This is a genomic window from Candidatus Acetatifactor stercoripullorum (genome assembly GCF_944382095.1).
Classification (GTDB): Bacteria; Bacillota; Clostridia; order Lachnospirales; family Lachnospiraceae; genus Acetatifactor; species Acetatifactor stercoripullorum.
In genome coordinates, this window is the sequence record NZ_CALWMU010000030.1 from 11,697 (window position 1) to 36,734 (window position 25,038).

Below are 25,038 nucleotides of genomic sequence, written 5' to 3' on the forward strand. Positions count from 1 at the left end.
CTACACTATGAAAAGACAGGAAAACGACGGATTTACCGTATGTCAGAAGGGAGGCACAGTTAAGATAAATGTATGATTTGATTATTATCGGTTCGGGCCCAGCAGGTCTTTCAGCGGCCATTTATGGAAAAAGAGCCGGACTTGACACCCTGGTGATAGAGAAAAATCCCATGAGCGGAGGACAGGTGCTGACCACCTATGAGGTAGACAATTACCTGGGAATGCCTGGGATCAACGGATTTGACATGGGAATGCAGTTTCGGGCACATGCGGATAAGCTGGGAGTGGCCTTTAAGGAAGCTGAGGTGGAGTCTGTTGAGGATAGAGGAAGCTATAAAATTGTAAAAACAAAAGAGGAAGCCCTTGAGACGAAAACAGTGCTTCTGGCCTCAGGGGCAGAGCACGCAAAGCTGGGCGTGCCCGGCGAGGAAGCCTTTGCCGGAAAGGGAGTGTCCTACTGCGCCACCTGCGACGGGGCCTTTTTCCGGGGAAAAAACACTGCCGTAGTGGGCGGCGGCGACGTGGCCCTGGAGGATGCCATTTATCTGTCCCGGATCTGCCGGAAGGTATATCTGATCCACAGAAGGGATGAGCTGCGGGGGGCAAAGATTCTGCAGGAGGAGTTAAAGCAGATTCCCAATATCACCGTATTGTACAGCCATGCGGTTACAAAGATACAGGGTGAGGATGCTGTGGAGGCCCTGGTGGTAAAGGATTTAAAGACCGGAGAGGAATCTTCCCTTGAGGTTTCCGGCGTATTTATTGCGGTGGGCATACATCCCAATACGGCCCTTCTGGAAAACATAGCGGCCAGGGATGAGGCTGGATACATTTTGGCCGGAGAGGACGGAGTGACGGACAGACCGGGCATTTTTGTAGCGGGAGATACCAGAAAGAAGCCCCTGCGCCAGATCGTCACAGCGGTAGCGGACGGGGCCAATGCAGCCATCAGCGCCGCCAGCTATTGTGACCGGAGCTGACAGCGAAGCTGACAGATTTTGACGATTTTGCCTTTTTTAAGATTTTATAAAGAAATTAAAAAAATTTCTTAGAAAAAAGAATCGCAAATTTGCGGTTCTTTTTTTGGACAGATGCCTGAAGGCCGCAGAAATACTGGATTCTCAGGATATTTTCCAAATTATTCCCATAGTTGACAAAAGAATCTTTTAGTGATATATTTGTTAACAGATGTAATAAATTCGTAACAAATAATGGGAAATTGGTCACAGGAGGACGGTATGGTTCACGGCTCAGTGAAGGTAACAGCATATGCTTTGGCGGCAGTCATGGCTTTTTCGGGAATGAGCATTACGGCGGATGCGGCGGCAGCCACAACGGTTCTGCCCAGCGGCGGCGTTGATCTGACCATTGCAAAGGGAAATACACTTGAGAATATTACCACGGATGTAAGCGGTACGGCTTTGGAGATACAATCTATTTTGATGCCGGAGCAGGTAGAAGAGGAGGAGCAGCCAAGCGAGGAGGAAACCTTCCGCAACCTGGTGATCGCTCAGGTAAATGATTATGTAAATGTGCGCAGCATTCCCAGCGAAGAGGGCGAAATCGTTGGAAAGCTGTATGATGATTCTGTAGGAACCTTTCTCGCGGAGGAGAACGGATGGTATCAGATTACCTCCGGCTCTGTTACAGGCTATGTAAAAGCGGAGTACTGTGTGACGGGAGAGGCGGCTGTGGAGCTTGCAAAGCAGGTGGGAACCAGGATTGCAACTGTAACCACTACCACCTTGAAGGTCAGGACAGAGCCCAGCCTTGAGGCGTCTGTACTGGGTTTGGTGCCCATAGATGACGATCTGGTGGTGCTGGAGGAGACGGAAAACTGGGTAAAGGTAGATATAGAGGAAGGTATCGGCTGGGTGTCCACCGCTTATGTGACTCTGCACTCAGAGTTTGTGCAGGCAGAATCCAAGGAAGAGGAAGAGAGAAGGCTTGCCAAGGAAGAAGAGGAGAGAAGGAAGGCAAGAGAGGCGGCTGCTGCAAAGGCCGCACAGAGCCAGACTTCTTCCGGCAGCAGTACAACCACCTACTCGGTTGGCAGCGGAAGCGAAATGGGTGTTGCAGTTGCGGAGTACGCACTGCAGTTTGTGGGAAATCCCTATGTATACGGAGGAACCAGCCTTACAGAGGGAGCCGACTGCTCTGGCTTTGTCATGAGCGTGTATGCAAACTTTGGTATCAGCCTGCCTCATTCGTCCTCTGCAGACCGCAGCCAGGGTTATGCGGTAGACGGTTTGGAAAATGCACAGCCGGGCGACCTGATCTGCTATTCCGGTCATGTGGCTCTCTATATCGGCAATGGACAGATCGTGCACGCGTCCACCGCCAAGACAGGAATTATCGTATCGAATGCAGACTATAAGAAGGTTCTGGCTGTAAGAAGAATTTTCTAATAAATAATAGAAAGTATAGAAAGAACGGCAGAAATAAAAAGCCGCCTTGTCCCCGGACGGGGATGCAGGGCGGCTTTTTTGCGTGCGCCTGGCGGCGCACGTTTCATGGCAACAGAAAGCTTCCAATGCGTTGCAGCCATTGTTTTGTGCATGAAATTGCGGGATTTGTCAAAATATTAAAAGAACCGAAAATACTGGATAAAGCTGGTAATCTGTGCAATTTATACAAAAAATGTTTTGGAAACGCTATTCCGAACAAATGAAATCATATTACAAACAAAAGTTATCCACATTAAAAATGCCGGAAAATAGGACAAAAGAGATTTATACACTGAGTTATGCACATTATCCACAGATTTCTCTGTAAATAAAAGGCAATTCTTGTGGGCGGTCAGGGAAACATCTGTTTTGTGAAGTTGTAATAAAAATCGATTTTACACGAAAATTGTCGCTCTTTTCATTGACATACGGAAAGTCAAAAACATGTAAAAAACAGGTTAAATTGTTGCAAAAAGCTATTATATTATGATATAATGCTTATACAATAAACAACCGAAAGGGATGAGCACCATGAAATTTATTATCGTAGGAAGAAACATTGACGTAACTCCCGGCTTAAGGGCCGCAGTGGAGGAAAAGATCGGCAAGCTGGACAAGTATTTCAATCCCGATACAGAGGTACATGTAACGTTAAGTGTGGAAAAGGAACGCCAGAAAATCGAGGTTACCATACCGGTGAAGGGAAGCATAATCCGCTCCGAGCAGGTGAGCAATGATATGTATGTCTCCATTGACCTGGTGGAAGAAATTATTGAAAGACAGCTGAAAAAATACAAGAATAAGCTGGTGGACAAGCATCAGGCTGCAGCTTCTTTCAGCAGGCTGTTTGTGGAAAATGATTATATGGACGATGAAGAGATAAAGATTGTCCGCACAAAACGGTTTGACATCAAGCCCATGTATCCTGAGGATGCCTGCATTCAGATGGAGCTTCTGGGCCACAATTTCTTTGTTTTCTGCAATGCGGAAACGGGCCAGGTAAATGTGGTCTATAAGAGAAAGGGAGATACCTACGGGCTGATTGAGCCGGAGGCATAAAGAGAAGAGAAAAAGAAAATATTCTATTATTAAAAAGCGTCGGTTGTGCCGGCGCTTTTTTACGGGATTTTTTTGAGAATAGGGGAAGATTTCACGTCATATATTTTTTTAAGAAAGTGGTGGAGGGGATTGCTATCCGTGATTCATTCCTGCGCATTGTCAGAAGGGCAATCGCCGTAGAAATCATAGGGATTATCTTGCTTGGGGGGATATTTGCAGGAAATGAGCTCAGACAAGGTGAGGCTGCTTTTCCTGCGTCGGGCCAGGCTGCGACTGCAGAGCAGGATTATATAAAATGGGTGGACTTTACAGTATCCTACGAGGCGTTATGCCGGGCTTATGCCTGGGACGTGGACACGCATGGGACGACCCATGAGGTGGATTGGGTTGAGCTTTTGGCCTATACGGCTGCAAAGACAGGAGGAGAATTTGACAGTAAGGCGCTGTCTGTGCTGGAAAAGGCTGCGGAGGCCTTGTCGGAGGGAGAATGCAGTATTGAGGAGCTGGCCGGGGACTTAAAATATTATTCCTACTATTACGAGGCCTATGATGCAGTACTTGGAGGAATGGTGGGGGAGTATGAGGAGGAGATGGAGGACGAGAACGGGGAAATGAAATACCAGTCCAGGTATGGCTTGAAGGCATATTTCCCTCTGGCCCGCGGCTTTGACTATTCCCATTATGATGATTTTGGGGTGGGACGCAGCTACGGGTACAAGAGAAAGCATCTTGGGCATGACATGATGGGACTTACGGGTACACCCATCATGGCTGTGGAGTCCGGGTATGTGGAAGCGTTAGGGTGGAACCAGTACGGCGGCTGGCGCATCGGCATCCGGAGCTTTGACGGCAGACGCTACTACTATTACGCCCATTTAAGACAAAACTACCCTTATGCAGAAAATCTGGAGGAGGGAAGCATTGTCACTGCTGGAGATGTCATCGGCTACATGGGACATACCGGGTACAGCACCACGGAAAATGTAAACAACATAGAAGTGACACATCTGCACTGGGGGCTGCAGCTGATCTTTGACGAATCCCAGAAGGAGGGAAATAATGAAATCTGGATCGACCTCTATGCGCTCACAAGATTTTTGGCGAAGCACACGCAGCCTGCACAGAAGGTGGAGGGCACCAAGGAATGGGTCAGAACAAACGACATTATCGACCCGAGCGTAGAGGAGGCGCTTCAGGCGGGGAGCTGAGCAAAATAACAGTTTGGTCCGCGCCTGTTATTTTTTTGTCAAAAGGCATTGCAAAAGAGCCTGCCCTATGATAAAATAAGCACAGTGGCAATGACAAAAAAATAACAATCATTGATTGGAGGAAAAACAAATGGCAAAGAAAGTTGTATTGGCGGGTGCCTGCCGTACTGCTATCGGCACAATGGGCGGTACGCTCAGCACCACTCCCGTAGTTGAGCTCGGCGCAATCGTAATCAAAGAGGCTTTGAAGAGAGCGGGAGTTGCCCCCGAGGCTGTGGATCAGGTTTACATGGGCTGTGTAATCCAGGCGGGACAGGGACAGAACGTTGCCCGTCAGGCTTCCATCAAAGCCGGACTTCCCATTGAAGTGCCTGCAGTAACCATGAATGTAGTGTGCGGCTCCGGCTTGAACTGTGTAAACCAGGCGGCTCAGATGATTATGGCGGGAGATGCCGATATTGTAGTTGCCGGCGGAATGGAGAATATGTCCATGGCTCCCTATGCGATTCCTCAGGGCCGCTATGGTTACCGTATGGGCAATGCAACCCTGGTGGACACCATGATTAAGGATGCTCTGTGGGACGCATTCAATGATTATCATATGATAAAGACGGCGGACAATATCTGCGAGGAATGGGGACTTACCCGTGAAGAGCTGGATGAGTTTGCTTTAAAGAGCCAGCAGAAGGCAGAGGCGGCGCAGAAGAGCGGAGCGTTCAAGGCAGAGATCGTTCCCGTTGAAGTAAAGAAGAAAAAGGAAACCATTGTTTTTGATACAGATGAAGGCCCCAGACATGGCTCTACCATGGAAGGCCTGGCAAAGCTTCGTCCCATCAATCCGGGCGGTTTTGTCACCGCAGGAAACGCTTCCGGCATCAATGACGGCGCAGCGGCTATCGTAGTGATGAGCGAAGAGAAGGCAAAGGAGCTTGGCGTAAAGCCTATGGCAACCTTTGTGGCAGGCGCTCTTGCAGGCGTTCGCCCTGAGGTGATGGGAATCGGCCCCGTGGCTGCAACAAAGAAGGTAATGGCAAAGACCGGCATGAAGATTGAGGACTTTGACATCATTGAGGCAAATGAGGCTTTTGCAGCGCAGTCTGTTGCAGTAGGCAAGGACCTTGGCATTGATGTGGATAGACAGCTCAATCCCAACGGAGGCGCCATCGCGCTGGGACATCCTGTGGGAGCGTCAGGATGCCGTATCCTTGTGACCCTGCTGCATGAGATGCAGGCAAAGGGCGCAAAGACGGGTCTTGCTACGCTGTGCATCGGCGGCGGCATGGGCTGTGCTACCATTGTTAAAATAGAAGATTAAGGCTCTGGCAGGGGCGTACCCTGCGATAAAGGCGGAAAAGCATTTGTCCTGCGCACAGGCAGGCAAATGCCTTTTCGACTTTTTTCATGCCGTCACAATTTTAAATGCGCTAAGAGCGGCGCAGAAATGAGGAGAACCATGGAATATATTTTATATGAGCAGAAGGGCAGCTATGCCATTATCACCATCAACCGGGAAAAGGCTTTAAACGCGCTGAATTCCACAGTGCTGGAGGAGCTGGATCAGACCCTGGATATGGTAAATTTAGAAGAGGTGAGAGCGCTGATTCTCACGGGCGCCGGAGAAAAGTCCTTTGTGGCAGGCGCGGACATCGGCGAGATGAGCACCCTGACCAAGGCGCAGGGAGAGGCTTTCGGCAAGAAGGGAAATGATGTTTTTCGCAAAATAGAGACCTTCCCCATCCCGGTGATCGCAGCGGTAAACGGCTTTGCCCTGGGCGGCGGCTGTGAGCTTTCCATGAGCTGTGACATCAGGATTTGTTCCGACAACGCAGTGTTCGGACAGCCTGAGGTGGGACTTGGAATCACGCCCGGCTTTGGAGGAACCCAGAGGCTGGCTCGTCTGGTGGGGGCCGGCATGGCAAAGCAGATGATTTATACCGCACGAAACATTAAGGCGGAGGAGGCTTACAGAATCGGCCTGGTAAATGCGGTGTATCCGAAGGAGGAGTTGCTTCCCGCTGCGGAGAAGATGGCTGCAGGCATTGCAAAGAATGCGCCTATCGCGGTGCGCAACTGCAAAAAGGCAATCAATGAGGGCCTTGACGTGGATATGGACCAGGCTCTTGTGATCGAGGAGAAGCTTTTCGGAGACTGCTTTGAGACCCAGGATCAGAGGTATGGCATGGCGTTTTTCTTAGACAAAAATAAGGAAAAGGTGAAGGAGCCCTTCAAAAACTGCTAAGAGCAAAATAAGCAAAGAGAACATAGAAAGCATAAGGAGGAAATTTCAATGAAGGTTGGTATTATCGGAGCGGGCACCATGGGTGCCGGAATCGCACAGGCTTTTGCCATGACGGACGGATATGAGGTATGCTTATGCGATATCAAGCAGGAATTTGCAGACGGCGGCAAGGGCAGGATTTTAAAGAACTTGAATTTCTTAGTGGGCAAGGAGAAGCTTACCCAGGAGAAGGCAGACGCCATCGCTGCAAAGATTGTGACGGGACTTAAGGATATCTGCACGGACTGTGATCTGGTGATCGAGGTAGCTCCTGAAAACATGGAGATTAAGAAAACTACTTTTAAAGAGCTGCAGGATATTGTAAAGCCTGACTGCATTTTTGCAACCAACACCTCATCCCTTTCCATCACAGAGATAGGAGCGGGCCTTGACAGACCTATGATCGGTATGCACTTCTTCAATCCTGCGGACAGAATGAAGCTGGTGGAGGTGATCGCAGGCGAGAACACACCTGCAGAGCTGGTGGAGAAGATCAAGGGAATCGCTGCAGAGATCGGCAAGACTCCCGTTGAGGTAAAGGAAGCGCCTGGATTTGTGGTAAACAGAATTTTGATCCCCATGATCAACGAGGCTATCGGCATCTATGCTGACGGCACTGCAAGCGCATCGGATATTGACGAGGCTATGAAGCTTGGCGCAAATCATCCCATGGGACCTTTGGCACTGGGAGATCTGGTAGGTCTTGACATTGTGCTGGCTATCATGGAGGTAATCCAGAACGAAACAGGAGATCCCAAGTATCGTCCTCATCCCCTGCTCCGCAAGATGGTTCGTGCGGGCAAGCTGGGAAGAAAGACCGGAAAGGGCTTCTACGATTATACAAAATAGGCGGATTTGATCAGCGGCGCGGAGGGCAACCTCAGCGCTGCAAGTCTGCTTTCTGAATACAAAAACAACGTTATGGAGGAATTAAAATCATGGATTTTACCTTAAAGAAAGAACATGAAATGGCACGGACGCTCTTTCAGGAGTTTGCGGAAAAGGAAGTGAAGCCCCTGGCCCAGGAGGTGGATGAGACAGAACAGTTTCCCAGAGTGACCGTTGACAAAATGGCGAAATGTGGATTTTTGGGAATTCCTGTTCCCAAGGAGTACGGCGGACAGGGCTGTGATCCCCTCACCTATGTAATGTGCGTGGAGGAGCTGTCCAAGGTGTGCGGCACCACGGGCGTTATCGTATCCGCACACACCTCTCTTTGCTGCGATCCCATTCTCACCTTCGGCACTGAGGAGCAGAAGCAGAAGTATCTGGTTCCTCTGGCAAAGGGAGAAAAGCTGGGAGCCTTCGGCCTTACTGAGCCCGGAGCAGGCACGGACGCCCAGGGCCAGCAGACAAAGGCGGTTTTGGACGGCGACGAGTATGTGATCAACGGCTCCAAGATTTTTATCACCAACGGTAAGGAGGCCGACGTCTATGTGATTTTTGCAGTGACCGGCATGATTGAAAAGCGAGGCAGAATGATTAAGGAGATTTCTTCTTTTATCGTAGAAAAGGGAACGCCCGGATTCAGCTTCGGAACCAAGGAAAAGAAGATGGGTATCCGCGGCTCCTCCACCTATGAGCTGATCTTTACCGACTGCAGAGTGCCCAAGGAGAATCTCTTAGGCAAGCTGGGACAGGGCTTTAAGATTGCAATGCACACCCTGGACGGCGGACGTATCGGTATTGCGGCTCAGGCTCTCGGCATTGCGGAGGGCGCTCTTGACAGAACCATCGCCTACACTAAAGAGAGAAAGCAGTTTGGCAGATCCATTGCAGCACAGCAGAACACCCAGTTCCAGCTGGCGGATATGGCAACCAAGGTAGAGGCGGCTAAGCTTCTGGTATACAAGGCGGCAATGGCAAAGGCTACCCAGAAGGAATATGGATTTGAAGCGGCACAGGCAAAGCTGTATGCGGCAGAGGTTGCCATGGAGGTGACCACCAAGGCTGTACAGCTGCACGGCGGATATGGTTACACCAGAGAGTACGATGTGGAACGCATGATGCGCGATGCAAAGATCACCGAGATTTACGAGGGAACAAGCGAAGTTCAGAGAATGGTGATCTCCGCGGCTCTGCTTAAGTAGGCCAAAACAGGAAGAAATCTATAGAAAATAAGGAGAGAAAACACATGAAAATCGTTGTTTGCATTAAACAGGTTCCCGACACCAAGGGCGGCGTAAAGTTTAATCCCGACGGCACCCTGGACAGAGCGGCCATGATGACCATAATGAACCCTGACGACAAGGCGGGCTTAGAGGCCGCTTTAAGATTGAAGGATCAGTACGGTGCGGAGGTTACCGCCCTCACCATGGGTCTGCCCAAGGCGGCAGATGTTTTGAGAGAGGCTATGGCTATGGGAGCCGACAAAGGAATCCTGGTAACGGACAGAGTTCTCGGCGGCGCGGACACATGGGCTACCTCCCAGACCCTGGCAGGCGCTCTGCGCAATCTGGAGTATGATCTGATTATCACCGGGCGTCAGGCTATCGACGGCGATACCGCACAGGTAGGCCCTCAGATTTCCGAGCACCTGAACATTCCCGTTATTTCCTACGCCCAGAAAATCCAGATCGAGGGAGACAGCGTGATTGTAGAGCGTCAGTTTGATGACAGATATCATGTTCTCAAGGCAAAAATGCCTTGCCTGATCACAGCTCTGGCAGAGTTAAACGAGCCCCGTTACATGACCCCCGGCGGTATTTTTGACGCCTGCAGCGCAGAGATTACCGTGTGGGGCAGAAACGATCTGAAGGATGTAGAGGACTCCAATCTTGGCTTAAAGGGATCGCCTACCCAGATCGCAAAGGCTTCCGATAAGGTGAGAAAGGGCGCCGGTGAGAAGGTTTCCCTTGATCCTGCAGAGTCTGTTGATTACATTGTTGGCAAGCTGAAGGAAAAGCATGTAATTTAAAGATGAAAATTCTTTCCCGATATGATACATGAATGGAGGATATGAAATGAACTTAGAAGAATATAAAGGCGTATATGTCTTTGCCCAGCAGGTAGACAACGTAATTAACAGCATTGCCTTTGAGCTGATCGGAAAGGGAAAAGACCTTGCAGATACTCTTGGAACAGAGGTGACCGCCGTGCTGGTGGGAAGCGGCGTAAAGGAGCTTGCGGACGAGCTTGCTGAATATGGCGCGGACCGGGTGATCGTAGTGGACGATCCTGAGCTGAAGGAATACAGAACGGAGCCCTATGCCCATGCGCTGGCATCCGTAATTGAAAAATATAAGCCGGAGATTTTCCTGGTGGGCGCAACGGCCATCGGCCGTGACCTGGGCCCCAGGGTTTCCGCAAGAGTCCACACGGGACTGACTGCAGACTGCACCCAGCTGGAAATCGGTGATTTCCCCATGAATCCCATTCCTGGAAAGGAGCAGAAGCACAATCAGCTTCTGATGACCCGTCCTGCATTCGGCGGCAATACCATTGCAACCATTGCCTGCCCTGATTTCCGGCCCCAGATGGCTACTGTCCGTCCCGGCGTTATGCAGAAGCGCCCTAAGGTGGAAGGGGCAAAGGCTAATGTGGAGGAATTTAATCCCGGCTTTACGCCCAACAAAAACTATGTGGAAATTCTGGATATCGTAAAGGCAGTGAGCGATACGGTGGATATTATGGACGCTAAGATTCTGGTATCCGGCGGCCGCGGCGTGGGAAGCGCAGAAAACTTCAAGCTCCTGGACGATCTGGCGGCAGTGCTTGGCGGCACCGTAAGCTGCTCCCGTGCAGTGGTGGATGCAGGCTGGAAGCCCAAGGACCTTCAGGTGGGACAGACAGGAAAGACAGTGCGTCCCAACGTATACTTTGCCATTGGCATTTCCGGCGCCATCCAGCATCTGGCAGGCATGGAGGAATCCGATTTGATCATCGCCATCAACAAGGACGAAACCGCGCCCATTTTTGATGTGGCGGATTACGGCATTGTGGGAGATTTGAATAAGATCGTTCCTGCATTGACTGAGAAGCTGAAGGCGGAAATGGCGGCGAACTGATCCGTTAAATAATTTGGACAGGAATCCTCACAGGGTATTTGCTCTGTGGGGATTTTTTTGTATAATAGAGGCAGAAAAAAAGAAGGCAAAAGGCGGTACCATAAAATGGCGAAGCAAAAGGAAGTTAAGACCAATGCCATGCGCATATTGGAAGGCATGAAAATTCCATTCACCCACTATACCTATGAGTGCGATGCGTTTGTGGACGGGCTGCAGATAGCGGACAAGCTGTCCCTGCCCTATGAGAAGGTGTATAAGACTTTGGTTGCAAAGGGAAGCAGCAAAAATTATTTTGTGTTTGTGATCCCGGTGGCTTGTGAGCTTGATCTGAAAAAGGCTGCAAGAAGCGTGGGAGAAAAGAGCATGGAAATGATTCATGTAAAGGATATCAATGCAGTCACGGGATATATACGGGGAGGCTGTACGGCCGTGGGCATGAAAAAGCAGTATGTGACGCGGATCGATGAAAGCGCCAAGGCCCTGGAGACCATGATCGTCAGCGGCGGCAGAATCGGCTCCCAGATAGAGCTGGCTCCCGCTGATCTGGCCAGAGCTGCAGGAGCGGAATTTGCAGAGCTTGTGAAAGCCCAGGGGTAAGAAGGATAAGAAAGATGGATAAGAAAGGAAAAAAGATATGCAGGAAGAAAAAAACATTATGTCTTTTGAAACAGTGGCATTAGACGAAGCGCAAAATGCAGTGGTGATTATTGATCAGACTTTGCTGCCAGGCACCACGCAGCTGGCGGTTTTGAAAACGGCTCAGGAGATATGGGATGCCATCTACCGCCTGCAGGTGAGAGGGGCTCCGGCCATCGGTGTAACCGCCGCCCTGGGGATTTATGTTCTGGCAAAGGAGATCGAGGAGCAGGATTTTGAGGCATTTTACCAAAAATTCCGGGAGTATAAGGAATATCTGGACTCCTCCCGGCCTACGGCGGTGAATCTGTCCTGGGCCTTGCGGCGGATGGAGGCTGTGTGTCTGCAGGCGGGACGGCAGGAAAAGCGTCCTGTGGCAGAAGTGAAGGAAATCCTGCATAAGGAAGCGCTCCGCATTCGTCAGGAGGATGTGGAGGTTTGTCGAAAAATCGGGGAATATGGGCTGAGTCTGCTGAATCCCGGGGATGGAATCCTGACGCACTGTAATGCAGGACAACTTGCAACTGTGAAATATGGGACGGCCACTGCCCCCATTTATCTGGGGCAGGAGAGAGGGTATCATTTTCATGTGTTTGCGGACGAAACCCGTCCTCTCCTTCAGGGAGCCAGGCTTACGGCCTATGAGCTATCCTGTGCAGGAGTGGACGTGACCTTAATCTGCGACAACATGGCTGCCTCCGTGATGTCCAAGGGGCTGGTGCAGGCTGTATTTGTGGGATGTGACCGGGTGGCTGCAAACGGGGATACTGCCAATAAGATCGGCACCTCCATGGCCGCTTTGGCGGCCAACTATTACGGCGTGCCGGTGTATGTGTGCGCGCCCACCTCCACCATTGACATGGATACTGCCAAGGGCGGGGATATCTGCATCGAAGAGCGTGCTCCCCAGGAGGTTACGGAAATGTGGTATAAAGAGCCCATGGCCCCCAAGGGAGTAAAGGTGTACAATCCGGCCTTTGATGTGACAGACCATGAGCTTATTTCGGGGATCATCACAGAGTACGGCATTGCCAGAGCTCCTTACACGGAGAGCCTGAAGGCTGTCATGGACAGAAAAGAAAAGGGGGAGGAATTGTAAAAGACCATGAAGGAAGCAGGATATTTGTTTGCCCATTTCATTGGGGAGGAAAAGGACGGGGAGCAGATTTATTTCTCCCTGAGCAGGGACGGACTGCACTGGCAGGATTTAAACCAGGGAAGGCCTGTGCTGAGAAGTAATGTGGGAGAGCGGGGAGCAAGGGACCCCTTCCTGCTTCGTTCCCCCTTTCCGGAAAAGGAAGGGGAAAAATATTACCTGATTGCAACGGACCTTCGGATAGAAGCCGGAAAGGGGTGGGAGGCCGCACAGTATGAGGGAAGCAGGGATATTCTGGTGTGGGAATCCTTTGACCTTGTGCATTGGACGGGACCTTTTCCCCGAACAGTGGGCGTGGAGGGCGCAGGCTGTGTCTGGGCGCCGGAGGCTGTTTATGATGACGAAAAGGATGCTGTGCTGGTTTTTTGGGCCTCCATGGTAAAGCTTGCAGGAGATACCAATCCCAAGCAGAGGATATATGGGGCATATACAAGAAATTTCCGGGAATTTACAGAGCCCTTTGTGTTTCTGGAGAAGGAGAATCATGTGATAGACAGCACCATCATTCATGTCAAAGAGGGCTATTACCGTTACACAAAGGATGAGACCACCAAGCGCATCTGCGTGGATTTTGGCAGAACCCTGGAGCCGGAGGCTTTTGTGGAGCTGGAGAGTCCGGAGCTTGCACAGCTGTATGGCGTGGAGGGGCCGGAAATCTTTCCGTTAAATCACACCCAGGGATGGTGTCTGATGGTGGACAGGTTTGCTCAGGGGAAGGGCTATCTGCCTTTGGTGACGGATCGGCTTTCCTCGGGAAGGTTCCGCATTCTGAGGCCGGAGGAGTTTGATATGGGTAAAACAAAAAAGCGTCATGGAGGCATTTTGAATATTACGGAAGCAGAATACCAGGCGCTGGCGGCCGCATGGCCGGGAAAGGATGGGGGGAAGGATGAGGCGTAATGTTACTTTGGAGGAAATATCTGATGGAAAGCTCTATGGACCCAACGACATGGTGAAGGCGGACGCTCAGGGCTGTGCAGGCTGTTCTAAGTGCTGTCAGGGTATGGGGAATTCCATCATTTTAGACCCTTACGACGTTTTCCGGCTGACCACCGGATTAAAATGTTCCATGGAGGAGCTTTTACAAAAATATGCACAGCTTAACGTGGTGGACGGCGTAATTCTGCCAAATCTCAGGATGACGGGTAAGGAAGAACGCTGTCCTTTTTTAAATGCCCAGGAACGCTGCAGCATACATCCCCTTCGTCCGGGAGTCTGCAGACTGTTTCCGCTGGGAAGATACTATGAAAACGGGTCCTTTCGTTATTTTCTGCAGACCGGAGAGTGTACAGCCCTGCGCACCAAGGTGAAGGTGAGCAAATGGATCGATACGCCGGATGGAAAACGGAATCAGGAATTCATCATTACATGGCATTATCTGCTGAAAGAGGTTGAGGAGCTGCTTTGGGAAAATGGGGAGGATTCCTTTTGCAGGAACCTGAATCTTTTTCTTTTGAACACCTTTTATTTTGCGCCCTATGCTCTGGAGGACTTTTATTCCCAGTTTGAAGAAAGGCTTGCGCGATTCCGGCAGGTGGTGCCAAAAAGGGAATTTTAATTTGTATTTTGTCGAATTCTGTGTTACCATAGTTACCAAAATATGGAAACAGACAGGGAGCAAAAATGAAACGTGAATATCTGTCGCAAAATGTGTATGATGCACTGCAGCTGAGACTTCACTTTCTGTTTGAGGAATTCGACAACATATTTGTATCCTTCTCGGGAGGAAAGGACAGCGGACTGCTTTTAAATCTCGTTCTGGATTTTCGAAGAAAATATTATCCCAATCGGGAAATCGGGGTTTTTCATCAGGATTTTGAGGCGCAGTATACTGTGACTACGGAATATGTGGAACGAACCTTCGAGCGGATTAAGGATGAAGTGGAGCCCTACTGGGTGTGCCTTCCTATGGCTACCAGGACGGCGTTAAGCAGCTATGAGATGTATTGGTATCCATGGGACGATACCAAGGAAGACTCATGGGTGCGCCCCATGCCTGAGCACCCCTATGTAATCAATCTGAAAAACAATCCCATAACCACCTACCGATACCGGATGCACCAGGAGGATCTGGCAAAGCAGTTCGGACGGTGGTATCGTCTCTTCCACAAGAACAGAAAGACAGTGTGTCTTTTGGGAATTCGTGCGGAGGAATCTCTTCAGCGATACAGCGGCATTCTCAACAAAAAATACGGCTACAAGGGAACCTGCTGGATCAGCAGACAGTTTAAGGAGGTCTGGTGCGCCTCTCCTATGTATGACTGGTCCGTAGGGGACGTATGGCATGCCAACTATCTGTTTCAATATGATTACAATCGTCTGTATGATCTTTACTATATGGCGGGGCTTAAGCCGGAGCAGATGCGGGTGGCCTCTCCTTTTAACGACTATGCCAAGGACAGCCTGAATTTATACCGGGTAATTGATCCGCAGATATGGGTGAAGCTGGTTGGGAGAGTGCGGGGGGCAAATTTTGCCGCTATCTATGGAAAAACCAAAGCCATGGGCTATAAAAACGTGACCCTGCCTGAGGGACATACCTGGGAGTCCTATACCCGGTTCCTTCTGGCTACGCTTCCGGCGCGCCTTAGACAAAATTATATCAATAAGTTTCAAGCCTCTATACGCTTCTGGCACAATGTGGGAGGAGGACTGGAGGAGGAAACTATCAGAGAGCTGGAAGAGCATGGCTACCAGATCCGGCGAAACGGTGTCTCCAATTATACCGTCATGAAAAATTCCAGAGTGATATTTTTGGGAAAGATTCCTGACAATACGGATGATATAAAGTCCACGAAGGACATTCCCAGCTGGAAAAGAATGTGCTTCTGCATTTTGAAAAACGATCATATCTGCCGTTTTATGGGCTTTGGACTGACCAGAGAGCAGCAAAAGAATGTGAATCTTCTCAAACGCAAGTACAGCCAGGTGATTGAAGGACAAGGAGTATAGCCATGACATTCGTAAGCCCTGTTTATAACGTGATTTCCGTTCCTATAGAAAAAATAGAGCCCAACACTTACAACCCCAACGCAGTGGCGCCTCCCGAAATGAAGCTCCTCTATGACAGCATCAAGGAGGATGGGTATACCATGCCCATTGTCTGCTACCACGATAAGGAGAAGGACACCTATGTGATTGTAGACGGCTTCCACCGCTACCGGATTATGCTGGATTATCCCGATATCTATGAGAGAGAGAAGGGCAGAATGCCTGTTTCTGTTATAGATAAACCTATGGACTGCCGGATGGCCAGCACCATCCGGCACAACCGGGCCAGGGGCTCTCACGATGTGGATCTTATGAGCAATATCATAAAGGAGCTTCATGAGCTGGGACGCTCCGACGCATGGATTTCCAAGCATCTGGGTATGGACAAGGATGAGATACTGCGGCTTAAGCAGATTACCGGCCTTACCGCATTGTTCCGGGATGTAAATTTCGGAAAGGCATGGAGAGTGATGGACGATGAGGAATCTTAACATTTAATAAAACAAAGCGATTTTTTGTTGATTTAATTGGCTGATTATGTATAATTAAGGATAGGGAAGCGGGAGGTTCCGTTTCTACATAAAGAAAAGAGAGGTTAAATGCAGATGGCAGAAATTAATTTAAGCAAGTATGGCATTACAGGAACCACAGAGATTGTGCACAATCCTTCTTATGAAGTATTGTTTGAAGAAGAAACCAAACCGGAGCTGACAGGCTATGAAAAGGGACAGGTCAGCGAGCTTGGCGCAGTGAATGTAATGACCGGTGAATATACAGGGCGTTCCCCTAAGGATAAGTTTATCGTTATGGATGAGAATTCAAAGGATACTGTCTGGTGGACCTCTGACGAGTATAAAAACGACAATCATCCCGCTACGCAGGAAGCATGGGACACAGTGAAGGAAATCGCGCTGAAGGAGCTTTCCAACAAGAAGCTTTACGTGGTGGACGCATTCTGCGGTGCAAACAAGGATACCCGCATGGCAATCCGTTTCATCGTTGAGGTGGCATGGCAGGCTCACTTTGTTACCAATATGTTCATTCAGCCCACTGCAGAGGAGCTTGAGAATTTTGAGCCTGACTTTGTTGTATACAATGCCTCCAAGGCAAAGGTTGAAAATTATAAGGAGCTGGGCCTGAATTCTGAGACCGCAGTTATGTTCAATATTACAAGCCGTGAGCAGGTAATTGTGAACACATGGTATGGCGGAGAGATGAAGAAGGGTATGTTCTCCATGATGAATTATTATCTGCCGCTTAAGGGCATCGCTTCCATGCACTGCTCTGCAAACACAGATATGAACGGCGAGAATACCGCAATCTTCTTCGGCCTTTCCGGAACAGGCAAGACCACCCTTTCCACAGACCCTAAGCGTCTGCTGATCGGCGATGACGAGCACGGCTGGGATGACAACGGCGTATTTAACTTTGAGGGCGGCTGCTATGCAAAGGTAATTGATCTGGACAAGGATTCTGAGCCTGATATCTACAATGCAATCAAGAGAAACGCTCTTTTGGAGAACGTAACTCTGGATGCGGACGGCAAGATCGACTTTACCGATAAGAGCGTAACGGAGAACACTCGTGTGTCCTATCCCATTGACCACATTGAGAAGATTGTACGTCCTGTATCCTCTGCACCGGCGGCTAAGAATGTAATTTTCCTGTCCGCAGACGCATTTGGCGTACTTCCTCCTGTATCCATTCTGACACCGGAGCAGACCCAGTATTATTTCCTGTCCGGCTTTACCGCAAAGCTTGCTGGTACGGAGCGCGGCATCACAGAGCCTACCCCTACCTTCTCCGCTTGCTTTGGACAGGCTTTCCTTGAGCTGCATCCTACAAAGTATGCTGAGGAGCTTGTAAAGAGAATGGAGATGAGCGGCGCTAAGGCTTATCTGGTAAATACCGGCTGGAACGGCACAGGCAAGCGTATTTCCATCCGTGATACCCGTGGTATCATCGATGCCATCTTAAACGGAGATATTCTCAATGCGCCTACCAAGAAGATTCCGTACTTCAACATTGAGGTTCCTACGGAGCTTCCCGGTGTGGACACCAATATTCTGGACCCCAGAGATACTTACGCTGACGCTTCCGAGTGGGAGACAAAGGCGAAGGATCTTGCCCAGAGATTCATCAAGAATTTTGCAAAATATGAGGGCAACGACGCTGGAAAGGCGCTGGTTGCAGCTGGTCCTCAGATTTAATAGAAGAAATTCAGACTGCTTTTTGTCGGGTGTGATGCTTTTCACACCCGATTTTTTCAGGGAATGTGCTGCAAGTCGTGGCGTCCGCTGCTGGAAACGGTAGAAAATGAAAGAACAGGAGCCAGGTGGAGAGCGGAGTGCCTATTGAGGAGCCGGGACGGGAATATCTGGGCGGCATCATTCATATTGAAGAGGTGCTTGATGACTGTATCGATCAATACAATACTGTATTTGTGGATGGTTGATAAAAATACGCCGTTTGCAGCGCATGGCGCCAAACGGCGTATTTTATGCTTAAGGAAGCTGGCGTAAAAGACATATGGTCATGAGAATATTGCGTGATTCCTACGCTGCGCTTCGGAATGGAGGAGAAAATGAGCGTACTTGGAGATGCACAGGAGATCATAAAAGCCGCGATCCGTCAGGTCCTCCCGGGGGAGAGCGTGAAAAGGGAATTGCAGGGGTATAAGCCGCCTGCAGGAAGGTTGTATGTGGTTTCCGTTGGGAAGGCGGCCTATACTATGGCCGTCGCGGCAAAAGAAGTGCTTGGGGATCAGATTCACAGTGGAATTGTCATTACCAAGTATGGCCATATAAAGGGTGAAATGGAGGGCTTTTCCTGCTTTGAGGGAGGACATCCCACACCGGATGAAAATTCCTTTCTGGCCGCCGAAAAAGCACTGGAGCTGACGAAAAATCTGACAAGAGAGGACGAAGTGCTCTTTCTGCTCTCCGGGGGCGCCTCTGCCTTATTTGAAAAACCCATGATTCCGGGGGAAGAGCTTTTGGATATCACAAAGCAGCTTTTAGCCTGTGGGGCAGATATCACGGAGATAAACATTGTGCGCAAGCATTTATCCTGCGTAAAGGGAGGGCGGTTTGCCAGGTGGTGTATGCCCGCCCATGTGCATTCAGTCATATTAAGCGATGTGGTGGGAGGCCGTCTGGACAGCATAGGCTCCGGTCCTGCCTGCGTGGATTTGAGCACAAGCGGCCAGGCCATGGAGATTGTGAAAAAATATGGGATACGGCTTAGCGCAGAGGCGGAGAATGCCCTCAGGCAGGAAACACCGAAAAGATTGGAAAACACCAGCTATTGTATGATTGGAGACGTGGAGCTTTTATGCGAAGCGGCTGCGGGCAAATGCCGGGAGCTTGGGTATGAGACACAGATTTTGACAGATTCTTTAAGCTGTGAGGCAAAGGAGGCAGGTTCCTTTTTGTCCGCGATTGCCAGAACCCATGATAAGACAGGAAAGAGCCTTGCCTTTATTGCAGGAGGAGAAACAGTAGTGCATCTGTCGGGCACGGGAAAGGGAGGAAGAAATCAGGAGCTGGCTCTTTCAGCGGCGGAGGGACTTGTGGGGCTCCATGAGGTGTGCATTTTCAGCGTGGGCTCTGACGGAACGGACGGCCCCACGGACGCGGCAGGAGGAATTGTGGATGCGCATACCGCCTGCAGACTGAAAGCTGCGGGAATAGACATCTACCAGACATTAAGGGATAACAATGCTTATTATGCGCTGCAGGCGGCGGACGGGCTTGTGGTTACGGGGCCCACAGGAACCAACGTAAACGATGTTGCGGTGCTGCTTATCAAAAGGCGGGAGCGGGCATAATGGCAGGCACCCCAATAGAAGGGAATAGTAGGGAAGGATACGTGGGAGAGAATATGAATACAGCCCTTGAAAAATTACAGGCTCAGGTGCGGGATCTTTCTTTGGGAGAAGGAGAAAATAAAACGAATATTCCCTTTGTAACGGCCTGGCGTTTCACCCGGGGGAAGATTGAAATGCCCAAGACAGAAAATCCCTATCTTTATCTTGTGCTTGACGGTATGCTCAGGCTTTATACCCCCTCGGGAATGCTGGACTATATGGCGGGCCAGTACTCTGTCTCGAAGATCGATACGCCCCTTTTTGGGTCTGTTTTAGCCTTTTCCCGGCAGCAGGATTTTTTGGCCCTTTCTGTTGAGTTTACTGTTCACGACGTGATAACAGCGGTTTTGGCCTTAGACAATGACCTGACGGAAAGGATTGCGGGCGAAGCCATGAAGGAGCAGGAAATGGCGGCGTCAGACCGGGCAGTGCCAGAGTCTGTTTACAGGCTTTTTTCTGTAAGGAAGGAGAAGGTCTGGTCTGAATTTCTGCGAAAAAATACAATGCAGGAGGTTATCTACTATATCCTTTGCGGCTCCTGTGGAAAGCAGTTTCTGCAGAGCATTGCGGCCATCGGACAGGCAGAGGAGATTTATCAGGCTAACAGCTGGATTAAAGAGAATTTCCGCAGTTCATTTACGGTGGAAGAGCTGGCAGAACAGAGAAACATGAGTGTTTCCCTCTTTCATCAGAAATTTAAAAGCGCTGTGGGAATGGGGCCGCTGCAGTGCCAGAAGCGGCTGCGGCTTACGGAGGCCAGGCGGCTGATGCTGGATGAAAAGAAAAATGTGACGGAAGCGTCCCTTGAGGTAGGGTATGAAAGTCTCTCCCAGTTTATCAGAGATTATCGGAAAATGTTTGGAGCGGCTCCCAAAGAGGATATCCGCAGCTCTTTGACGGACAGAGCCATAAATCCGGACAGTCCGGCAGGCTAATCAAAATTCGTCAGGGCTTTTGCAGCCTTCACCAATCTCAGCACATCATCGGGCGCATCCAGACTATAGAGCAGACCGTAGGGGATATTATAATCCCAGTTTACCGGAAGGGTGACAAGCCCCGGGTGAACCTCCGTCCAGCATTCTATGGTCAGGAGCGCCTTTCCTGTCTCTGCACAGCGGTTAAACACGGAGAGATCATAAAAGGGAGGCGTGTCCTCAATCTGAATTTTGGGATGATTTTTCTCTATATCATTCCTGATAAAATCATTTGTCCCAGAATCTCCGCGCTGCACCATCATCAGGGTTTCCCCATACAAATCTTCTATATCTATGCGGCTTTTTTGAGCAAGCCTGTGTTCTCTTGAGACTGCTATCATTTTTTGATACTGGCCAAGGGGCAGAAAATGACAGCGGGAAAGCCATTCCTTTGAGTCGCACACGCCGATCAGAAAATCAAATTTTTCTCCCAGCTTTTCAATTTCCGATAAAATACCCTCGTGATTGTCCTCAAAAGGGACAAGATGGAGCTTATACTGGGGAAAGTCCTTGTTCACACGATACCATAAATCCATAAAGGGCTTTGCAGGGTTTAACAGGGAGGTGCCCACGCAGAAGGTAGTGTCGTCCGCGTAAAGGGCCGCTTTTGCGCTGGCAATGGACTTTTTGGAATAGTCCATCAAAAACTTTGCGTCACGGTAAATAACGGTTCCGGCCTGAGTCAGGCGGATTCCGGACGGAGAGCGCTCAATGAGCTTTAAATCCAGGTGCTCCTCCAGGGAATTCATTTGTTTCATAACGGCGGTGGGGGAAATAAACAGAAGTTCCGCCGCCTTGGTAAAGCTGCCGCAGTCGCAGACGGCAATAAAGGTATCTAAAAGTGGATTGTACACAGCAGTCCTCCCATAAAAAAGCATAAACTATCAGTTTATACAATAATAACAGACTGGAGATTCCGTGTCAAGAAAGGTACTGTTATAATAAAAGCACAAAAGGATAAGGAGGGAAGGAAATGTCAAAAAAATTGATTGCCTTTTATTCCAGAGCCGGTGAGAATTATGTAAACGGCATGCTTAAGACCCTGGATGTGGGCAACACAGAAGTGGCTGCTGGTATGATCAAAGAGTTGACGGGTGCGGATGTGTTCAAAATTGAGCAGATTCAGGATTATCCAAAGAGCTATAACGAGTGCATTGCGCAGGCGCAGTCGGATCAGAAGCGTGACGCCCGTCCGGAGCTTAAGGCTTATCCTGACAGCATTGACGAATATGACACCATTTATCTGGGGTATCCCAATTATTGGAGCACCATGCCTATGGCCGTGTTTACTTTTCTGGAGCATTTTGACTTCAGCGGCAAAACCATCAAGCCCTTTTGTACCCATGAAGGAAGCGGAATGGGAAGCAGCGAGAGCGATATCAAACGGCTGTGCCCAAAAGCAAAGGTGGAAAAGGGACTTGCGATTCACGGAGGAAGCGTGAACCGCGCCGGGAAGGATATTGAAAAATGGATTTAAAATTGAAGGAAGAATAGGAGGAGACTTGGATATGGAATATGTTACATTAAACAATGGGGTAAAAATGCCGATGCTGGGCTACGGAGTTTATCAGGTAGATCCCGCTGAGGCAGAAAGGTGTGTTCTGGATGCCATAAGCGTAGGATATCGTTCTATTGATACAGCCCAGGCCTATGCAAATGAGGAGGGCGTAGGAAATGCCATTGCAAAGTGCGGCGTGCCCAGAGAAGAGCTTTTTATCACCACAAAGGTGTGGATCAGCAATGCAGGCTATGAAAAGGCAAAAGCGTCCATTGAAGAATCTCTGGCCAAGCTGCAGACGTCATATATTGATCTGCTGCTGATTCATCAGCCCTTTGGGGATTATTATGGAACCTACCGGGCTATGGAGGAAGCGTACAAGGAGGGCAAGGTACGGGCCATCGGAGTATCTAATTTCTATCCCGACAGATTTTTGGACCTGCATCATTTTGCAGAGATCAAACCTGCTGTGAATCAGGTGGAGACCCATGTGTTCCAGCAGCAGAAGCTGGCCAAGGAATATCTGAAGAAGAACGGCGCCCAGATCGAATCCTGGGGACCCTTTGCGGAAGGGAAGAACGATTACTTCAACAATCCTGTGTTGAAGGAGATCGGTGCGGCCCATGGAAAGACCACGGCCCAGACAGCCCTGCGGTTTTTGATTCAAAGCGATGTGGTAGTTATCCCTAAATCCACCCATAAGGAAAGGATGGAGGAGAATTTCAATGTCTTTGACTTTGAGCTGACTCCGGAGGAGATGTCCAGAATCGAAGAGCTGGACGGAGGAGAAAGCCTGTTCTTCTCCCACTATGATCCCAAGACAGTGGAGTGGTTTATGACCTTAGTATAGAATATAAAATAGAAAGAGCGCAGTTCCTTTGTCCGGGGACTGCGCTCTTATGCTTAGTGTGCCCGGCGGGCACACGTTCTTTGCTGGGGCGCACCACCCAAACATATTGTAGGATCAAACTTCATTGACTGAAAAATACAAATTGGGTATGATGATGTAAATAAGAGCCATGCCTTTCAGGATCGGAGGGAATGAGTATTCTGGCCCACGGACAGGCAGGCTTCTGGGTGGAGCTGTGGAGGAAAATTTGCCAAAGGGTAAAGACCCTGCAGTCAAAAGGGGAGAGTAAAAACAAGGATTTTCAGGTATTATGATAATAGATTCGCATAAAAGGAAAACTGCGGATGGAAAAGGGAGAAAATTATGTGGATTGTATTTGCATTTGGTTCCGCAATATTCGCGGGCATTACAGCGATCCTGGCAAAGTGTGGGATTCGCAAGACGGATTCTACCGTGGCCACGGCCATACGCACCATTGTTGTGCTGCTCTTTTCCTGGCTGATGGTTTTTGTGGTGGGATCACAGGGCCAGATCGGCGCCATAAGCAGCAGATCATGGCTGTTTTTGATTTTGTCGGGGATGGCCACCGGAGCTTCCTGGCTGTGCTACTTCAAGGCGCTGCAGCTGGGCGATATTAATAAGGTGGTTCCGGTTGACAAGTCCAGTGTGATTTTGACCATCCTGCTGGCCTTTGTGCTTTTACACGAGGAAATCAATGTGCCCAAGGCAATCGGCGTTGTCCTGATCGGCATAGGAACCTATCTGATGATCGAAAGAAAGAAGGAGACGGCAAACCAGCAGGGAAAAAGAAATTCCTGGTTTCTTTATGCTGCAGGCTCCGCTGTCTTTGCCAGCCTGACCTCTATTTTGGGTAAAATCGGGATCAGCGATGTGGAATCCAATCTGGGAACGGCAGTGCGCACGGGCGTTGTGCTTTTGATGGCCTGGATTATGGTATTTGTGACAGGCAGACAGCGGGCGGTGAAAGAGACCTCTCCCAGGGAGCTGCTCTTTATCCTATTGTCCGGGATAGCCACCGGGGCTTCCTGGCTTTGCTATTACAGGGCTCTGCAGGACGGCCCCGCCAGTGTGATCGTGCCTATTGACAAGCTGAGCATTCTTGTGACGGTTGCCTTTTCCTATCTTGTTTTTGGGGAACGGCTGTCCAAAAAGGCGTGCGCAGGTCTTGCAGCCATTGTGGCGGGCACGCTGATCATGCTGATTCCCTGAATAAACTGAAAAAGAACCGTGTATCTGTTATGGCCAAATACCAAACAGATACGCGGTTCTTTTTTATGTACGCCTGGCGGCGCGGGTTTCCCTGTGTCTGGATGCTCACGTCTCCACCCGGATCAAATTGCTTACATAGGGCCGTTTGCCGGAAAGCACCTCGTCATAGAAATTTTGTTTCCAGTCAATATAGGCAACGCTGTCCTCCAGCTCCTGGATGGATGCCCGCAGTGCTTCCTGTTTTTTTGCCAGTATTTCTTTCCTTTGCGGAATGGAAGATTCCCCCTGTAAGCACAAATCAAGGTATTCTTTCATCTCCTGAATGCTCATGCCGCATTTTTTCAGGCACACAAGATCCTTGATCCATTTTAAGTCACGCTCGTCAAAAACACGGCGGTTATTGGCATCTCTTTTTACGTTTGGAACCAAGCCTTCGTTGCAGTAATATTTCAGGGCCTGGTAGGTCATATTGGTTTCTTCACAGACCTGCTTCATTGTATACATTGCGAAAGTCCTCCTTTTGTTCACATAAAATTCATAATCTTTTTGAAAAAACCTCTTGACCGGTTGTTACAACCGGAGAATATAATCGGTGGTATCAATCGGAAGTAACAATCGAATTGTAGCATGGCTGAGAGGAGGATGCAAGGAAAACAAGAAAGTATCAAGGAGCATAGGAGTGAGGTAACAGGATGAGAGATGAAGTAAAGAAGAGGATATCACATTTATTTGAAGGAGTAAACAGCAGCCTGGGGACGACCAGGGTTGTTTCATGAACTATTCATGAGCAGCACTACCTTTTATAATCTTATTATTACATCCCCATATCGTTTCTG

General features: G+C 49.5%; 24 protein-coding genes. 22 read left to right on the forward strand and 2 right to left on the reverse strand.

Features of this window, described 5'->3' with window-relative positions; all coding sequences use genetic code 11:
- The first annotated feature begins 68 nt into the window (after nt 1-68).
- From trxB to SHK35_RS09945, 19 genes are all read left to right on the forward strand, one after another.
- Nucleotides 69-980: a thioredoxin-disulfide reductase gene (trxB, locus tag SHK35_RS09855; RefSeq protein WP_318705069.1), complete on the forward strand. Its 912-nt coding sequence runs from the start codon at nt 69-71 to the stop codon at nt 978-980.
- Nucleotides 981-1,238: 258 nt separating this feature from the next.
- The gene (locus tag SHK35_RS09860; RefSeq protein ID WP_318705068.1) at nt 1,239-2,408 is read left to right on the forward strand and encodes a C40 family peptidase; all 1,170 of its coding nucleotides are present in this window, start codon (nt 1,239-1,241) and stop codon (nt 2,406-2,408) included.
- Nucleotides 2,409-2,978: 570 nt separating this feature from the next.
- Nucleotides 2,979-3,506, forward strand: a complete 528-nt coding sequence (gene hpf / locus SHK35_RS09865) for a ribosome hibernation-promoting factor, HPF/YfiA family (protein ID WP_318709644.1) — start codon at nt 2,979-2,981, stop codon at nt 3,504-3,506.
- 128 nt (nt 3,507-3,634) lie between these two features.
- The gene (locus SHK35_RS09870) at nt 3,635-4,714 is read left to right on the forward strand and encodes a M23 family metallopeptidase (RefSeq protein ID WP_442867441.1); all 1,080 of its coding nucleotides are present in this window, start codon (nt 3,635-3,637) and stop codon (nt 4,712-4,714) included.
- 130 nt (nt 4,715-4,844) lie between these two features.
- On the forward strand, nt 4,845-6,029 hold the full coding sequence (locus SHK35_RS09875; RefSeq protein WP_318705066.1) for an acetyl-CoA C-acetyltransferase: 1,185 nt from the start codon (nt 4,845-4,847) through the stop codon (nt 6,027-6,029).
- Between the two features lie 138 nt (nt 6,030-6,167).
- The gene (locus tag SHK35_RS09880; protein ID WP_318709646.1) at nt 6,168-6,953 is read left to right on the forward strand and encodes an enoyl-CoA hydratase-related protein; all 786 of its coding nucleotides are present in this window, start codon (nt 6,168-6,170) and stop codon (nt 6,951-6,953) included.
- 48 nt (nt 6,954-7,001) lie between these two features.
- Nucleotides 7,002-7,841: a 3-hydroxyacyl-CoA dehydrogenase family protein gene (locus tag SHK35_RS09885; RefSeq protein WP_318705064.1), complete on the forward strand. Its 840-nt coding sequence runs from the start codon at nt 7,002-7,004 to the stop codon at nt 7,839-7,841.
- Between the two features lie 89 nt (nt 7,842-7,930).
- Complete coding sequence (locus tag SHK35_RS09890; RefSeq protein WP_318709647.1) at nt 7,931-9,082, forward strand: acyl-CoA dehydrogenase; 1,152 nt, start codon at nt 7,931-7,933, stop codon at nt 9,080-9,082.
- 44 nt (nt 9,083-9,126) lie between these two features.
- Nucleotides 9,127-9,909: an electron transfer flavoprotein subunit beta/FixA family protein gene (locus SHK35_RS09895; protein WP_318705062.1), complete on the forward strand. Its 783-nt coding sequence runs from the start codon at nt 9,127-9,129 to the stop codon at nt 9,907-9,909.
- A 46-nt stretch (nt 9,910-9,955) separates the two neighbouring features.
- The gene (locus tag SHK35_RS09900) at nt 9,956-10,999 is read left to right on the forward strand and encodes an electron transfer flavoprotein subunit alpha/FixB family protein (RefSeq protein ID WP_318705061.1); all 1,044 of its coding nucleotides are present in this window, start codon (nt 9,956-9,958) and stop codon (nt 10,997-10,999) included.
- Nucleotides 11,000-11,104: 105 nt separating this feature from the next.
- Nucleotides 11,105-11,596 (forward strand): Cys-tRNA(Pro) deacylase, encoded by a 492-nt coding sequence (gene ybaK / locus SHK35_RS09905; protein WP_318705060.1) that lies wholly within the window; start codon nt 11,105-11,107, stop codon nt 11,594-11,596.
- Between the two features lie 37 nt (nt 11,597-11,633).
- The gene (gene mtnA / locus SHK35_RS09910; protein ID WP_318705059.1) at nt 11,634-12,734 is read left to right on the forward strand and encodes an S-methyl-5-thioribose-1-phosphate isomerase; all 1,101 of its coding nucleotides are present in this window, start codon (nt 11,634-11,636) and stop codon (nt 12,732-12,734) included.
- A 6-nt stretch (nt 12,735-12,740) separates the two neighbouring features.
- Complete coding sequence (locus tag SHK35_RS09915; RefSeq protein WP_318705058.1) at nt 12,741-13,691, forward strand: glycoside hydrolase family 43 protein; 951 nt, start codon at nt 12,741-12,743, stop codon at nt 13,689-13,691.
- Complete coding sequence (locus SHK35_RS09920; RefSeq protein ID WP_318709648.1) at nt 13,681-14,349, forward strand: YkgJ family cysteine cluster protein; 669 nt, start codon at nt 13,681-13,683, stop codon at nt 14,347-14,349. Before SHK35_RS09915 ends, SHK35_RS09920 begins: the two co-directional genes overlap by 11 nt.
- Nucleotides 14,350-14,414: 65 nt before the next feature.
- Nucleotides 14,415-15,743, forward strand: a complete 1,329-nt coding sequence (locus SHK35_RS09925) for a phosphoadenosine phosphosulfate reductase (protein ID WP_318709649.1) — start codon at nt 14,415-14,417, stop codon at nt 15,741-15,743.
- A 2-nt stretch (nt 15,744-15,745) separates the two neighbouring features.
- Nucleotides 15,746-16,273, forward strand: coding sequence for an IbrB-like domain-containing protein (locus tag SHK35_RS09930; protein WP_318705055.1), 528 nt, complete (start codon nt 15,746-15,748; stop codon nt 16,271-16,273).
- Between the two features lie 114 nt (nt 16,274-16,387).
- Complete coding sequence (gene pckA / locus SHK35_RS09935) at nt 16,388-17,992, forward strand: phosphoenolpyruvate carboxykinase (ATP) (protein ID WP_318705054.1); 1,605 nt, start codon at nt 16,388-16,390, stop codon at nt 17,990-17,992.
- A gap of 374 nt (nt 17,993-18,366) precedes the next feature.
- Nucleotides 18,367-19,611 carry a glycerate kinase type-2 family protein gene (locus SHK35_RS09940; RefSeq protein WP_318709650.1) on the forward strand — a complete coding sequence of 415 codons (1,245 nt, stop codon included), beginning with the start codon at nt 18,367-18,369 and terminating at the stop codon, nt 19,609-19,611.
- Between the two features lie 41 nt (nt 19,612-19,652).
- Entirely contained in the window at nt 19,653-20,585 is a 933-nt protein-coding gene (locus SHK35_RS09945; RefSeq protein WP_318709651.1) for a helix-turn-helix domain-containing protein, read from the forward strand.
- Here SHK35_RS09945 and SHK35_RS09950 read toward each other — a convergent pair.
- The gene (locus SHK35_RS09950; RefSeq protein WP_318705050.1) at nt 20,582-21,478 is read right to left on the reverse strand and encodes a LysR family transcriptional regulator; all 897 of its coding nucleotides are present in this window, start codon (nt 21,476-21,478) and stop codon (nt 20,582-20,584) included. The two genes, SHK35_RS09945 and SHK35_RS09950, sit on opposite strands and share 4 nt — an antisense overlap.
- Nucleotides 21,479-21,597: 119 nt before the next feature.
- Here SHK35_RS09950 and SHK35_RS09955 point away from each other — a divergent pair, with 119 nt between their 5' ends.
- The 3 genes from SHK35_RS09955 to SHK35_RS09965 all read left to right on the forward strand — a co-directional run bounded on the left by SHK35_RS09955 (nt 21,598) and on the right by SHK35_RS09965 (nt 24,202).
- On the forward strand, nt 21,598-22,101 hold the full coding sequence (locus SHK35_RS09955) for a flavodoxin (RefSeq protein ID WP_318709652.1): 504 nt from the start codon (nt 21,598-21,600) through the stop codon (nt 22,099-22,101).
- A gap of 31 nt (nt 22,102-22,132) precedes the next feature.
- The gene (locus tag SHK35_RS09960; protein ID WP_318705048.1) at nt 22,133-22,972 is read left to right on the forward strand and encodes an aldo/keto reductase; all 840 of its coding nucleotides are present in this window, start codon (nt 22,133-22,135) and stop codon (nt 22,970-22,972) included.
- 363 nt (nt 22,973-23,335) lie between these two features.
- Nucleotides 23,336-24,202 carry an EamA family transporter gene (locus tag SHK35_RS09965; RefSeq protein WP_318709653.1) on the forward strand — a complete coding sequence of 289 codons (867 nt, stop codon included), beginning with the start codon at nt 23,336-23,338 and terminating at the stop codon, nt 24,200-24,202.
- A 105-nt stretch (nt 24,203-24,307) separates the two neighbouring features.
- Here the strand turns inward: SHK35_RS09965 and SHK35_RS09970 are convergent, their stop codons facing one another.
- A complete protein-coding gene (locus tag SHK35_RS09970) occupies nt 24,308-24,706 on the reverse strand; it encodes a MerR family transcriptional regulator (RefSeq protein ID WP_318705046.1) in 399 nt (132 codons plus the stop codon).
- Between the last annotated feature and the right edge of the window lie 332 nt (nt 24,707-25,038).